This window comes from Rudanella lutea DSM 19387 (assembly GCF_000383955.1).
GTDB lineage: Bacteria > Bacteroidota > Bacteroidia > Cytophagales > Spirosomataceae > Rudanella > Rudanella lutea.
The window spans coordinates 6,138,478-6,152,195 of the sequence record NZ_KB913013.1; the positions used below are offsets into that span (position 1 = coordinate 6,138,478).

Below are 13,718 nucleotides of genomic sequence, written 5' to 3' on the forward strand. Positions count from 1 at the left end.
TAAAGAGCCAAGTTGTGATTAAAACACTAAACTTGGCTCTTTATGCAGCCTTTCTATTGTAAACTGTTTCCATTTCGAAGGCTCAAGTCAAAACTGACAAAACCATGTGTTGAAATAGCGGTGTGAAAGTCAGGTGTTACTGCCGGGATTGGGGCGGATCAGGACTACAATCGACAGAAAGCCAAGCGGAACAAGTAGGGCGGCCAGGACGAAAAATGGGGTGTAGCTTGTTTGCGTCAACGTTGGTACGAGCCAGGTGGTCACCAGCACACCCAGCACCGCACCCGTGCCGCTTATGCCGGCCAGTGTGCCGACTGATTTGCCCGAAAATAAGTCGCCCGGAAGGGTCTGAATATTGCCGATGGCCACCTGAAAACCCATCAGAGCTACAAAAATGGTCAGCATAGCACCCTCTGGCGTAGTTGTAAACGCACTGGCAACCAGTCCGGGTAGCATGAGGGCCGCCCCCAAACCGATACATATTTTGCGGGCGTTGAGAACATCAACCCCTCGGCGGATCAGATAGCCTGCCAGCCACCCGCCCGTCAGGCTACCGAGAGCGGCACCCACGTAGGGGAACCAGGCAAAAGCACCGATCTGCTTAATGTCGAATTTAAACTGATCGTGCAAGTAGATCGGAAGCCAACTCACAAACAACCACCAGATTGGGTCCAGAAATAGTCGGGCCAGAATGACCCCCCACGCTTGCCGGTAACTCAACAAGTCCTGTACCGATAAGGCTTTCTCGGTGGTTTCAACTACGGCGGTTTGCCCGTCCAGAATGTGCTGGCGTTCGGCTTCGCTCAACCACGGGTGTTTGTCGGGTGTTGCTTTATTGATAAACCACCATGGAATGACCCACAGCAGCCCCAGCATACAGATGAGCAGAAACGTACCCTGCCACCCCAATTGTTCATAGAAATAGGCGATGAGTGGTGCTGAAATGACGGCCCCCAGCGAAGCCCCCGCGTTGAATAACCCCTGAGCAAAGGCCCGCTCCCGTACGGGAAACCATTCGGCATTTGATTTGACAGCCCCCGGCCAGTTACCGGCCTCGCCCAGTCCCAATAAGGCTCTGACCAGCATGAACGACCCCAGCCCCCGCGCTAATGCATGCAGGCCCGCGGCCACTGACCAGAGTGTGATGGACAGGACAAAGCCAAGGCGAGTACCGACCCGGTCGAACAGGCGCCCCGAAATGGTTTGACTGATACCGTAAGCGACCATAAAAAATGATACTACTAACGCGTAAGCCTCTTTGTCGAGTCCGAGGTCAGACGAAATGCCGGGCCACATGACTGCCAGCGCGTTTCGGTCGATGTAGTTGATGATGGTGGCGATGGCAATCAAACCAATAATCCACCAGCGTAAACCCGATACTGTTCCAGACGGGTGGGCAGATTGCATCGGCAGATCGGGTGGGGTAGAGGGGGCGGTTTTCATGGCGTTGAGTTTATTGAGTGGAAGAGTCCGCGTTGGCAGGTTCGGTGGCCGAGTGTGCAGTTGTCATAAAATCTTCGCGTATCGGGCTGAATACATCCACCAGCACCCCGCCCTCCAACGCCACAGCACCGTGGGGTACGTGAGGAGGAATATAAAACGCGTCGCCTGTTGTAAGAATTTTCTTCTCACTGCCAATGGAGACTTCGAAAACCCCGCTCTCGACATAGGTAACCTGACTGTGAAAGTGGTCATGAATCGGGCCAACTCCGCCTTGCGCAAACTCAGCTTTTACCAGCATAATCTGGTTATCGTAGGCCATAATTTTTCGACGGACACTCGAACTAACCTGCTCCCAGGTCAGGTCGGTATCTTTAACAAAAACATCACTATTGTATTGCATCGGTGAAAATGGTTTGAATCCTGACTAGTTGTTGGCCCCGGTGATTAGTAGCCGGCATTTTGTGTGATATTGAGCGAAGGGTTGGTGTCAATTTCGCGCTGTGGTATAGGCAGCAATAACTTCTGCTCGGTAACATTGGCCTGCAGTTCGGGGAGCGTCAGAATCGGTACCGGGTACTGCGCATAGTGTGAGGCATATTCGGCCGCAAAATGATTTCTTAAGACATCAACCGCCTTGATGGTTGTGAGCGTTGTGTTGTACCGCATCAGATCAAAGTACCGATGGTTTTCAAAGGCAAGTTCAAGCCGCCGTTCTTCGGCCAACGCCTGCTCGAAGGTAGCAACAGAGTTGACGGTTGCGGCCAGGGCAGGTAGGCCGGCTCTGGCTCTGACCTGATTGATAAGGCCTATACTTTCGGGTCTGAATCCCTGAGCCTCGGCCAGCATCAATTGAACATCGGCGAAGCGAATAATGGGCCAGTCGCTTTCGCCGTCGTTCGACAGCACAACGGGACTCAGGTATTTGGGAACGTACAGTCTGGCTGCTGTACCGGTTCCAAATGTGGCAATGTTGACGGGTCGTCGATTGTCGCGAGTGGTAAAAAGGGTGTTGAGCTCGGTAGTGGGGTAGTTGAGACCCTGTCCGGAACCGTTGATGATGGCCGAGCCACTGTTCAGGGCCGCAAAACTATTACCAAAACCTGAGCCAAGCCCCAATCCACCCGCTTTGTAGCGCACCGTAAAAAGGATCTCGGCATTCATCTCGTTGGTAACCGAGAATACATTGGCGTAAGCGGGTAGCAACGAGAAACCACTGTTTGTTACTACATCCTGCAATAGGATAGCGGCTTCGGCCTTTCGGTTCAGAGTCAGGTACACCTTACCCAGTAGAGCTTTGGCGGCCCACTGATTGGCTCTACCGATACTGGAGCCCGTAATCTGCGCGAATTTGGCCGGGTTCAGGTACGTCGTGGCTGTTTTCAGATCGGCTTCGATTAGTTTATATACATCGGCTACACTCGACCGATTAATGGCTCGCGCTTCCGCAGCCGAAACAGGCGTATGCAACAGAAAGACCCCTCCGTATAGCCGGACCAAATTGAAATAATGGTAGCTTCGGATGAATAGTGCTTCGCCCGCCAGCTGTTTGCGATCGGTATCCGAAATCTTGATGTCAATATTTTGCAACGAAATTGCCCCTGCTGATGGGTCATAAACCACGCCCAGCCGTTGTAAAATGATATTGGCGTTCCGAATGTTGTTGTACGTAGTTAGCCAGTAGCTATAAATGGCGGAGTGGATTGTTGCGGGTAAAAACATATCCAGATCGCTCAGATCCCGGTTGTTGGAACTGGTACTGGCGGGTACACCCTGTTTTGAATTGTCCGAACGAAGCTCGGTGAGTTGCCACTCCGTCTGGAGGGGGGCCTGCATACCATTGTAGCAGCCTGTGAGCCCCACACGTACCTCATCAACGGTTCGGTAATACGTTCCGGTGTTCAGGTTAGATTGTGGGTACAGATCGATTGTTTCCTGGCAGCTGCACAACACCAGGCAGACAAGCACGACGAAAAACTGTATGTATTTCATGGTTATTGGCGGATTTTGGCGGTTAGAAACTCACATCAATACCGAAGCGAAACGACTTATTCATGGGGTAACTTCCGCGCTGATACCCGTCGATAAGGGGCGTGTTGTAAACCCCGGATGTAAACCCAGCTTCCGGATTCAGGCCCCGGTATCCTTTGGCTGTCAGAAACAGGAGGTTCTGGGCATTGGCGTAGAGACGAACCGAGTTCAGGCGGATTTTCTTCAGAAATGGCTTCGGTAGGGTGTAACCCACAATTACTTCCCGCAGGGATTGATACGAGGCATCTTCGACTACGTAATCGGTCAGCATCCAGTTGAAACCAGCTGTGTAATAGGGTGTTTTACCATCGCCCGGGTTGAGTGGGCTCAACCACTTACTGGTTGTATTGAAATTGGCGTTGGTTCGTTTGATCTCGTTGTAATTGGGGTCGCCGTTAATCAGCTGACCGCCCTGCGAGCCCTGCCACACAAAGCTCAGATCAAAGCCCTTCACTTTAAACGAGTTGGTAAGGCCCCAGATGAAATCAGGATAAGGGTCGCCGATTACGGTTCGGTCGTTGATGTCGAGCTTACCGTCGTTGTTCAGATCAACCAGTTTGAGACCACCCGGCACAAATACGTTTGACAGGGTACTAGTCAGTTTCGACTCGGCAATCTGGGTTTGTGAAATCCAGACTCCGTCGGTTTTGTACCCCAGAAATTGAATCAAGGGGCCACCGACCCGGTTGAGGTAGAGTTCGGTGCGCTCTCCCTGATTTAGCAGCTGAGATTCAGAGCCCAGCTCCAGAATTTTGTTTGTATTACGCGAAACGTTGGCCGATGTTTTCCACTCGATTGTTTTGTTACGGATGTTGTTGGTCGATACCTCCAACTCAATGCCCCGGTTTCGCAAACTCCCGATGTTATTCCACGTCTGGGGTACGCCGGTAAATGCCATGGCGGCCTGCCGCAGCAATAGTTGATCGGTTTTTGACTGATAAACATCAACCGATACCGACAGAATATTTCGGAATAGCGCAAGGTCCAGGCCACCGTTGTACTGAAACGTGCGCTCCCAGGTGATGTTTGGGTTGGAAAGGATGTCGCGGGAAGGCACCTGCCCCGATGTAACGGTACCGGTTCCGGCCCCGAGGGGGTAGTTGGCGTTAAACAGCAAATCGACGAACGCAAAATCAACAATTCGGTTATTGCCCGTAACCCCGTAACTGCCTCGTAATTTGAGGTTTGTGAGCCAGTCTACGTTTTTCAGGAAACGTTCCTCTGAGGCTACCCAACCCACCGAGGCCGACGGAAAGTAACCCCATTTGTTGCCCGGCGCGAAGTAAGAGCTACCATCGGCGCGGAAACTCGCAGCCAGCAAATATTTGCTTTTGTAGCCGTAATTGACCCGGCCCAAATATGACAGCAAGCCAATTTGGTTACGGGTGGTGAAGGTATTTTCCCGGTCAATCGACAGGGCCGTGTTGAGCGTTGTGATCTCGTCACTTGGGTAGTCGAGCCCCGTGGTTCGGGCTTGCGAAATCGTGGTCCGTTGAGCCGTGAAGCCCAGAAGTGCCCCAACTGTGTGATCGCCGATTTGGCGGGTAAAGTTGAGGGTGTTTTCGTTCAGAAGATCAACAAAGAGGTTGTTGTTATACACCCCCCGGTTTACGTCGCCGGCCCGCGAGGCATTTCGTTTTGTGAAATCAAGTCCATTGGCTACGTTGACATAGGCACTGGCGAGCGATTTGAAATCGAGACCGGGTAACAGATTGATTGTCAGATCGCCCGATGTAAGAATCCGGTACTCGTTGGTGCTGAAGTTTCGCGCTTCCAGCGTAGACTTGGGTTGCTGGTTGCTGGTAGCAAATGGGTCTACGGCGGTGGTTCCACTCGTCCAGGTGGTCCCGTCGGGCATCAGACCGGAGTACGGTCGGTTCGCAAAATAGCGAGCCTGAGCATAGTCACCGGCCTGAACATCGGCAAAGAGTGGATTTTGCCGGACAAACTCGGCCGTTTTTTCATTCAAATACACCGGGTGAAAGGTGCGCCAGCGGGCAAAGTCATTGAATTCGAGGCCGGGCCGCTGTCGTTTAATAAACGATGGGCTGAGGTTCAGATTGAGCTTAATCTTCTTGCTCAGGTTGACATTCAGCTTTGTTTGTAGATTCAGTCGCTCATATTCGCTCTGGTACATGATGCCCTGATCGTTCTGGTAGCCACCCGAAACGTAGTAGCGCGTATCTCTGGTACCGCCCGAAACATTAAGTTGCAGGGTCCGAACATTGGCCGTTCGGAGAGCCTGACTTTGCCAGTCGGTTACTTCACCAATAATTTCGTTTTCGAGGATATAGGCGGCTCGGTCGGCGGCAATAATGGTATTGTTGGCCGGCGAAATGGCAGGGTCGGTGGCCCGGATAGCCGCTTCGTCAAACAATCGTTTCACAAAATCAGTGGTACTCAGGATATCGTATCGGCTGTAGGCCGATTTTACCCCCTGCATATATTTGAGATTGTACTTTGTTTTTTCGGGTTTGCCAGCCTTTGTGGTAATGAGAATAACCCCACTGGCTCCGCGCGAACCGTAGATAGCCGCCGATGCAGCATCCTTCAACACATCAATTGACTCCACATCGGCCGGATTGACAAACGATAGGCCATCGGCTACAGGGTGGCCATCGACCACCACGAGGGGATTGGCTCCGGCATTGACAGAGCTGATACCCCGGATTCTGATCTTGGGGTCAGCGCCCGCATCTGACGAGGTGTTTTGGATTTGCACCCCGGCTATTTTGCCCTGGAGAGCCTGATCGACTCGGGCCACGGGGGCCTCATCCAGATTCTCGTTTTTATAGGTAACCACCGCCCCTGTGATGTCGCTTTTCTTTTGGGTACCGTACCCCACCACGACCACTTCATCGAGCGATTTATTGTCTTGCCGAAACGTCAGGTTATAGCTACTGCGGTTGCCGACCACAATTTCCTGCGTTTCGTAACCAATGTAACTGAATACAACCGTCGATTTAGGGCTCAGGCCGCTCAGGTTGTACGTCCCGTTGGCATCGGTTGTGGTACCTCGTGTGCTGCCTTTCACGGCTACACTTACACCGGGCAGTGCTACTCCCTTTTCGTCGGTGATCTGCCCTGATAAGGTTTGCCCTGTTTGCGCCAGGCTACTGAGGGCCATCAGCCAGACCAACAGGCCCGGCAACAGGTATTTGGGTAGAAAACGTTTCATAGAATTGGTGAATCAAGTAGATGTTTGTGAACACGTTTACTGGCTTACAAGCTGGTAGTAGCCCTGCCATTGAATCAATTGGCCGTTTACGGTCAGTTGATGCGGCTGGTTGGGTTGGCTGTCGGCGTTGGCAATAGCCAGCCGGTAGCGGGTTTTGTTTCGAAGTTCGATGGAGACCACGGTGGCTTCTGGGGTATTTGCCAATACTGTGATCTGTTTCACCTGTGATTCTGCGCCCGAAGTGGTTTCGGCGCGGGCATCGTATTGGCCGTGGGTCTCGATTACCGATGCAAATACACCCGTTCGCCAGTTCTGACGGAGTATCATGGCCGTTTCGGGGCGTAAATTGAAGTTGGGGTCGTTGGCGCCAACACGGGTAAGCAGAATGGTCGTATTCGCATCGGTTGCGGTTGAGACAGAATAGAACCGGTTGGTATTGAGCCAGGTAAAGGTAGCCGTACCGGCTGCCGGACTGGCTCTGGCTTCGGTCCAGATATGCTGGTAGCCATGCTGACGACCAAGCGGGACACGGCTGGTCAAAGCGGGTTCGTATTTGAAGCTGGTCGACATGAGCTGACCCGCGTAATAAAACGGCAAATCAACCTGATGTAAGCTATCTGATACAACCCGAAATACATCGAAAACCAGCGGATTGGCCCGGTTGCCATCGGGGATCATAGCCAGGGTCCGATGTAGGGTAACGCCCGGGTAGGCCGTTTTGGATTTGGCGCTCACAATCTGAATGGCCGGGTTGGTCAGATCAGAAAAGTATGCTTCACCTGGGTTTTGTTCGGCTACCTTTTCACTTCCGCCAAAGTGCGATTGTTGGTCAATCACCACCGTGTTGTGCGCAATGGTCTGTATGCCGAAGCTATCGTTTTCGGGCAGATAGCGGCCCCCATCTTTTGGAGGAACATTAAGAAAACGCACGGCCCCGTAATCGGTCAGAATTTCGCGTTCTGCTGTATAGAGCATCAGATTCAGCTTGTCGAAATGCCCGTGCGACATACCGTGCGACGTGTATTTAAACACGACACTGGTTTGTTCCTTTTCGGGCCCACCGCGCAGCAGCGTCAGGCCGCCTGATTTACCTTCGGGCCCATCAGTTAGCACGAGGCTCTTGCGTTCAAACGGGGGCTCTTTACCGGCATACATGGCCGCCAACTGAGCTACCTGAACCCCGCCCCGATTGAGCAGCACCCGGCCTTGCTCTTTTGCCACCGAAACCAGTGAAGGGTCGGGGCCGTATTGCCCAAAAGTGAATGACAGAGCCGTAACCAGTTCAGAGGAGGTCCAGTCTTTCTCTTTCAGGGCATCATTGAATGGGTAAAAACGACCACTGGCATCGGTTTGCTGAAGGGTTGTGTACAAAACCTTCTTCAAAAGTTGGCTACCGTATTGGTATATACGTTGTTCGGGTTGGTTGTTTTCGATAGCCTGTGCAAACAGAAACAACGGTAATGTGGCATACCGAGCATAGTAGGGGCCTTCTACGTAGTAGCCATCGGGTGAGAATAAGGCTTTGAGCTGCGCCAGATAGCCGCCGTTACCGTCTTTTTCGGTACCCAATAAAGCCTGTTGCACCAATTCGCGGTCGTTTAGCACATACCCACACAAGCCAACAGCCGTAACCGCCCAAAGCCCATGATTATGCCGGAGATTAAACCAGGGTTTCAGGTCCACGGTCAGGAATTGGCAGAGCGGTCGGAAAACGCCCGTCTCAATAGTAGCTCGTTCCGTGGGGGTGAGTGTTTCGTACACGGCGTCGTAGGCCTGCGTAGTGTACACGAGCCAGTTACAGTCGTTCAGCGCCTGATGGAACAGTCGGCCGGGCGATGCACCCCGTGATTTGGGGTGGTTTTTCAACGTCGGGATCAAGGTGCTGTACTGCAAAAGCATATCTCGCACAAACCGGGCGTACTTTAGGTCCTGACTGATAGTGAAACACTGTCCGGCCGCCTGCATGGCCGTGTAGTTTTGCTTGTGCTGTTCGTGACTGTAGCCCCCGGCAAGGTCTTTCGGAATAGGCACCTCAATAGGGCGAGCCATGGCGTCGTCGGCAGTTTTTTGCACAGCCTTGTACGAGCGGTCGAGTAGGGGGTATTTGCCCATTGCTTCCTTAACCACCTGAATATCCGCGGGTTTTAGCAATAGGGTAGGATGTTTAGGTCTGGCGAAGGCCGTGCCAGCAAACAACAGCAGTAAAGCAATCCGATTAGCCATAGAAGTAGCCAGTAAAACGCGCATAACCCGTTGAACTTGCGTTAGATGAAATACGTGCCGCCGTTGATTTCCACCGATGCGCCAGTGATAAACGAGGCTGAATCGGAGGCTAAATATTGCACGAGGGCTGCCACTTCGGCGGCCTGTCCCTCCCGGCGTAGGGGTGTCATACCAGCCACCCGCTCGCGGACTTCCGGTTTGGTGAAGGTGTCATGAAATGTTGTCGCAATCATACCCGGCGACACCGCGTTGACCCGAATACCTCTTGGACCGAGTTCTTTGGCAAGGCCCCGCGTCATGGTCAAAATGGCTCCTTTGGCGGTAGCATAGGCAATGGCGCCCGGTCCGCCCCCATCGCGCCCGGCCTGCGACGCGAAGTTGACAATTGCCCCGCCCGATGGCATGTGCGGAAGCACGTGTTTGGTGACCAGGAAAGTCGACTTAAGGTTTACATTGATGACGAAATCCCAAAACGCTTCGTCCATTTCGTCCATTGTTTTGCGGCCCACCAGTCCACCAACTACGTTGACCAAAATGTCAATTTGACCGCCGTAGGTATCCACGCAGGTTTGTACCACGCGCTGAACGTCGGCGGCTTTGGTCATATCGCCCTGAACACCGATAGCCTGACCACCCGCTTCCCGAATAAGGCGCTCGGTAGCTTCGCTCTCAGTTTCGGCGTTGAAATAGTTGAAACAGACGTTCGCGCCAGCAGCAGCTAATGCCATTGAAACTTGTTGGCCAATGTCGCGGCCACCACCGGTTACTAATGCTACTTTGTTGGAGAGGTTGTGCATGATTGCTGAAAAATTAACAAGTGTCTAAAAGTTGAGAACGGCGGGTTAGGGGGTTGCCGAAAATCCCAGGAACCGCCCTTTGGTTGCCTGCCTTGCTAAAGGGGTAGCAGGCTTGAGTCGGTAGTCGAAGGCTGCCGGATTGATAAACTCGGTGGGTAGTTTAGTGATGCCGGTTTGCCGAACCGGGTAAAAGGATTCGATACGCCCAGCCTGATAGAAATTACAATTTGTGAGTCGGTTGGTAGTCCAGCCGTAGTCTTCGTACAAAAGGCTGCGGCCCGCCCGCCCGCTGTTGTGAAACAGACAGTTTCGGATGTCGGTCCACTGCGCCCCTTTCATGCTCAACACATGGCCAAGCTCTACATTACCCACGTTGTCGAATGTACAGCGGTCAACGGTCAGAAACGGTCCCAGCGTACTTTCGTCATTCCCCCCGCGGTAGAGGTCGAGGGCGCCTGTTAGAATGTTCCGAAAAAGACAGTTTTGCAAAATGACGTACTCGGCGTTGTAAATGCCCTTGTCTTCTTTTTCGGCGGCCAGGCTCAGCACATCGCCTGTAATATTGCTGAACACACAATTGCTGAACAGCACCGTGTCGGCATAGGTACTTTTGGTGGCCCGAAAAGCGGATCTTCGGCCCTCAGTCAAGTCGGTGAAAAGGCAATTATTGACAATCAGTTTGTAATGCTCAATCATGGGGTTTGCGCTAGTCCGAATGATACAGTCGGCTACGTTTGATGCCGACGTACCCACGAAGGCCAGGCCATCGAGCCGCAGGGCTCCACCGTTTTCGATGGTGAAAAACGCAAAGTTGCCATCCTCACCCGCAAACGCCACAGTTGGGCGCGTGGGTAGCCCTGCTTTGGCCCGAAACGTGAGGGGCATGTTTATGGGTATGGCTTTCGAGACTGGGTAAGTACCAGTATCCACCAGCTCGACCACATCGTGCGGCTTCAGTTGTTTACAAATTCTGGAGAGAGCATCCGGTTCATTGGACCGTACCGGCCAGATGTTACCCGTTTTGGGGTTGTCAGTGGGCATCGGACGGAACCAGCCCGGTCCTGCCTCGGCTTCAACCACCGGCCGTTTAAACTGACGTACTGCCGCCGATAGCACCGCCCCGGCCAGATTACCATTTTTACGCGGGCTGCCGGTGATATCCATAGAGCCGGGTACAGTCGGAAAATCGGGCGGTAGGGTAGCCTTTGGGAGTGGTACGAGGAGCCCGTCGGACGTTTTCATGAGGCTCATGGTGGCGGCTGTCAGGCCCGGTAGGTAGGGCTTCGTGCCCAGTTGAACCACGTTGTCGCGAAATGAAATGCCGCTGATATCGTCGTAGACGTGAAAGAGCGAATCCGTTTTTGGGCTGTAAAATACATTACCGATCACCTGTACATTTTCAGGGCGGGCGGTACGTTCAAGGTCTTTACCGGCGGCCAGTTCAATGCTTTTGCAGTTGACAAACGTATTGTGTGCGATCAGCACGTCGCGAACCTGATGATACCGGTTAATGGGCGAATTGGGCACGGCGTTCATGATCGTGAGTGCCGACCGGAAGTCTTCGCCATTGAGATCAGCAAAGTAGTTGTTCCAGATTTTGTGGCCCGCATTAATAACCCGCACCCCGCCGGTATGTGGCTTTCCGTTTCCCAGAAATACATTGCCTTCGATAAGGTTGCGGTTACCGTGACGTAGCACCAGCCCTCCTTCGCATTCGACAAAAAGATTGCGCCGGATGTGGTTGTCGCACGACTTAATCGAAATAATCTCGACTTCGCCGTTGCAGTGGTAAAAGTAATTTTCCTCGATCAGCGTCCGTGAAGAGGTCAGCGAAAAGGTCGACACACCCACCCGGATGGTTTCGCCCCCGTTGGACCCCAGTCGGGGGCGAGGGCCAAAGTAGTTGTGGTCGATTCGATGTTCGTTATTCTGGTTTTGGGCATCGTTGAGGTTTACAGCCAGGGTTACACCCCCGTTTTTCTTACCTGCTACGTAGTTATGATCAAACCGGTTATGTTGTCCATACAGCTGAACCCAGATGTCTTCTTTCATGCGGTCTGGATTGTTAAATCCGTCGATGACGCACTCAGTTACCCGGCAGTTGAAAGCGAGGTGTTTGCTATCTTCCCGAAACTCAATAACTCCACTGCCTGGGGTGTATCCGTTGCGGAAATACAACCCTGTCACAAGGAGGTATTGACCGGCCAAGCGTAGCCGTGATTTCCCTTCGAGCGTGACACCGCCCGCCTTTTCGGCCCGCAGCACAATGGGTCGGCTCGCCGTGCCGGTTCCTTTAAACACCAGCAAGGCATCAGCCCATACGCCATTGCGCATAATCAGTGTATCGCCAGGTTGCAGTTTTTCTACGGCTTCGCCAAATTCGGTAGGGGTGCGAACGGGTAACTCACGACTGTATCCATCCGTTAGCAGGAGCGAAGCAACGAGTAAAAGTACGTAGTTTAGGAACTGGCGCATAACTAGAATAAGTGCAAATTTTTAGTATTCTTTTCCAGACGATTCGTCGGTAAGATTAGCTTAAGTTAGAAATGAAATGCTATTAATAGCACAATAAAATTTTGCTTTTTTACCAAAAAAATAGGCCTTGTCTGCTGAAATAACGTTACCGGCAACGTTACCGGTAGCGTTGCCGGTAATACCTTTTCTTTATCAAAAAATTTATATTTAACCTTGTGCTATTGTTTATCAGGTGCCAATATCGGAGTTCAGACGAGGGCGCCCAGTTTTTCGGGCCCGGGATGAATTCTCTGCCTCAACGTGAAATTGTACTATTTGCAGGCATAATTAAATTCATTGATTATGGAGCATTCAAAAAATGAACTGGGTAAGCCCGCAACGATAAAGGACATAGCCCGGGCGTTGAATATTTCAATTACAACGGTATCGCGGGTGCTGCGCGACAAGCCTGATGTCAATCCAGAAACACGAAAAGCGGTGCTTGAATTGGCGAAGAAACTGGAGTATCACCCAAATCAGGTAGCGCTCAGTTTAGTTACCCGGCAAACCCACAGCATAGGCGTCATTGTACCGAATCTGGATTACTTTTTTGCTACCGCCATTCGCGGTATCGATGAGATGGCACTGGAGGCTGGATATACCGTTATGACCTCGCAGTCGAACGAGTCATACGGTCGTGAAATCATCAATACGCAGCGGTTAATGAACGGTCGCGTTGATGGGTTGATCGTCTCCTTATCGAGCGATACCCTCAACGTCGATCATTTTCGTCGGCTTATTCAGCGAAACGTTCCGGTCGTTTTCTTTGATCGGGTAGGGGGAGACCTCCATGCGAACAAAGTCGTATTGGATAATCAGGCCGGGGCGGTTCAGGCAGTTACGCATTTGATCGAACAGGGTTGCCGACGCATTGCGTATCTGGCCGGACCAGCCAATTTGTCCATCGGACAGCAACGTCGAGATGGCTACGTTACTACACTACAACGATATAATCTGCCCGTCGACGAAAACCTCATCGTGTACAGTGAATTTGACCGAGAGTTTGCTTACCGAGCTACGCTGCAACTCCTCGACGATTATCGCCCGGATGCCATTTTCGCCGTAAGCGACCGGTTGGTGGTAGGTGCATTACTGGCTTTGCGCACCCGCGGAGTACGGGTGCCCGAGGAGGTGGCATTGGTTGGGTTTAACGATGAGCCGGTGGTTAGCCTACTGACACCGTCAGTATCCAGTGTTGCCCAACCTGCCTATGAGATGGGTCGAATGGCTACTAAGTTGCTGATTCAGCAAATAAACAGTGACACTTCGTTACCCCCGCAGACGATTGTTGTTAAGCCAGAGTTGGTTATTCGGGAGTCTTCCGTTCGCAAAGGGTAAGTCAGACAGGAAAAATGATTTTAAGGAGGGGAGCATGCTTAGGCACCTTAATATTTCTACGAACAATCAAGGCTAGTGGCCAATGTGATGAAGATATAGAGCAAACATGTGCCACTCAATAGTATTGATCAGTATACATCTTTTTATGATAATGAGAATGGTTCAGTAGTCGTTTAGTACCAAACCATTCTCATTAC

General features: G+C 52.1%; 8 protein-coding genes. 1 reads left to right on the top strand and 7 read right to left on the bottom strand.

Annotated features, from left to right (window positions below):
* Positions 1-129: 129 nt before the first annotated feature.
* From RUDLU_RS0125130 to RUDLU_RS28260, 7 genes are read right to left on the bottom strand one after another with little or no spacing between them, the layout of a single operon-like run.
* Entirely contained in the window at positions 130-1,443 is a 1,314-nt protein-coding gene (locus RUDLU_RS0125130; protein ID WP_019991215.1) for an MFS transporter, read from the bottom strand.
* 10 nt (positions 1,444-1,453) lie between these two features.
* The gene (locus tag RUDLU_RS0125135; RefSeq protein WP_019991216.1) at positions 1,454-1,843 is read right to left on the bottom strand and encodes a cupin domain-containing protein; all 390 of its coding nucleotides are present in this window, start codon (positions 1,841-1,843) and stop codon (positions 1,454-1,456) included.
* A gap of 44 nt (positions 1,844-1,887) precedes the next feature.
* Positions 1,888-3,432 carry a RagB/SusD family nutrient uptake outer membrane protein gene (locus RUDLU_RS0125140; RefSeq protein WP_019991217.1) on the bottom strand — a complete coding sequence of 515 codons (1,545 nt, stop codon included), beginning with the start codon at positions 3,430-3,432 and terminating at the stop codon, positions 1,888-1,890.
* A gap of 22 nt (positions 3,433-3,454) precedes the next feature.
* Complete coding sequence (locus RUDLU_RS0125145) at positions 3,455-6,649, bottom strand: SusC/RagA family TonB-linked outer membrane protein (RefSeq protein ID WP_019991218.1); 3,195 nt, start codon at positions 6,647-6,649, stop codon at positions 3,455-3,457.
* A gap of 36 nt (positions 6,650-6,685) precedes the next feature.
* Positions 6,686-8,872 carry a heparinase II/III domain-containing protein gene (locus RUDLU_RS0125150; protein ID WP_044130876.1) on the bottom strand — a complete coding sequence of 729 codons (2,187 nt, stop codon included), beginning with the start codon at positions 8,870-8,872 and terminating at the stop codon, positions 6,686-6,688.
* Between the two features lie 41 nt (positions 8,873-8,913).
* Positions 8,914-9,669, bottom strand: a complete 756-nt coding sequence (locus tag RUDLU_RS0125155) for an SDR family NAD(P)-dependent oxidoreductase (RefSeq protein WP_027303369.1) — start codon at positions 9,667-9,669, stop codon at positions 8,914-8,916.
* A 45-nt stretch (positions 9,670-9,714) separates the two neighbouring features.
* Complete coding sequence (locus tag RUDLU_RS28260) at positions 9,715-12,144, bottom strand: chondroitinase-B domain-containing protein (protein ID WP_019991221.1); 2,430 nt, start codon at positions 12,142-12,144, stop codon at positions 9,715-9,717.
* Positions 12,145-12,486: 342 nt separating this feature from the next.
* Here RUDLU_RS28260 and RUDLU_RS0125165 point away from each other — a divergent pair, with 342 nt between their 5' ends.
* On the top strand, positions 12,487-13,521 hold the full coding sequence (locus RUDLU_RS0125165; protein ID WP_019991222.1) for a LacI family DNA-binding transcriptional regulator: 1,035 nt from the start codon (positions 12,487-12,489) through the stop codon (positions 13,519-13,521).
* The last annotated feature ends 197 nt before the right edge of the window (positions 13,522-13,718 follow it).

Bases quoted from the DNA above. Each gene is read 5' to 3' on its own strand.
- RUDLU_RS0125130 (WP_019991215.1), bottom strand. From the start codon at position 1,443: ATGAAAACCGCCCCCTCTACCCCACCCGATCTGCCGATGCAATCTGCC.
- RUDLU_RS0125135 (WP_019991216.1), bottom strand. From the start codon at position 1,843: ATGCAATACAATAGTGATGTTTTTGTTAAAGATACCGACCTGACCTGG.
- RUDLU_RS0125140 (WP_019991217.1), bottom strand. From the start codon at position 3,432: ATGAAATACATACAGTTTTTCGTCGTGCTTGTCTGCCTGGTGTTGTGC.
- RUDLU_RS0125145 (WP_019991218.1), bottom strand. From the start codon at position 6,649: ATGAAACGTTTTCTACCCAAATACCTGTTGCCGGGCCTGTTGGTCTGG.
- RUDLU_RS0125150 (WP_044130876.1), bottom strand. From the start codon at position 8,872: ATGGCTAATCGGATTGCTTTACTGCTGTTGTTTGCTGGCACGGCCTTC.
- RUDLU_RS0125155 (WP_027303369.1), bottom strand. From the start codon at position 9,669: ATGCACAACCTCTCCAACAAAGTAGCATTAGTAACCGGTGGTGGCCGC.
- RUDLU_RS28260 (WP_019991221.1), bottom strand. From the start codon at position 12,144: ATGCGCCAGTTCCTAAACTACGTACTTTTACTCGTTGCTTCGCTCCTG.
- RUDLU_RS0125165 (WP_019991222.1), top strand. From the start codon at position 12,487: ATGGAGCATTCAAAAAATGAACTGGGTAAGCCCGCAACGATAAAGGAC.